This is a genomic window from Pseudophaeobacter profundi, from assembly GCF_029697505.1.
GTDB classification, from domain to species: Bacteria; Pseudomonadota; Alphaproteobacteria; order Rhodobacterales; family Rhodobacteraceae; genus Pseudophaeobacter; species Pseudophaeobacter profundi.
This window is the reverse complement of the sequence record NZ_JARJEF010000281.1, coordinates 1-238: the sequence shown is the minus strand read 5'-3', so window position 1 is coordinate 238 and position 238 is coordinate 1. Positions and strand designations below refer to the sequence as shown.

Sequence of the window (238 nt, the reverse complement as noted above, 5' to 3'; positions counted from 1 at the left end):
ATACCAGATTTTGACCTCTGCTGGAGAACATAAATATGGCTGATCAAGACCACCAGCTCACCGAACTTTTTCGAGCATTAGGAGCGCAACGACCAGAACAATGGGCCAGTTCGCAAATTCATAGATACCTTTTCCTTAAACAAGCTTGGGCGCAGGTTGTAGATGAAACAGATGATAGCTGGATTGAGAGAATAATCGAGTCCGCACGTCGCAATCCAGAAGGGCCGTTTTCCGGCCA

The 238-nt window shown here is 47.1% G+C and carries 1 protein-coding gene; it reads left to right on the top strand.

Annotation, left to right across the window (positions count from 1 at the left end; genetic code table 11):
- Positions 1–35: 35 nt before the first annotated feature.
- Positions 36–238, top strand: a 203-nt coding sequence (locus tag P2081_RS20945; RefSeq protein WP_278924715.1) for a hypothetical protein, incomplete at its 3' end; no start/stop codon positions are given.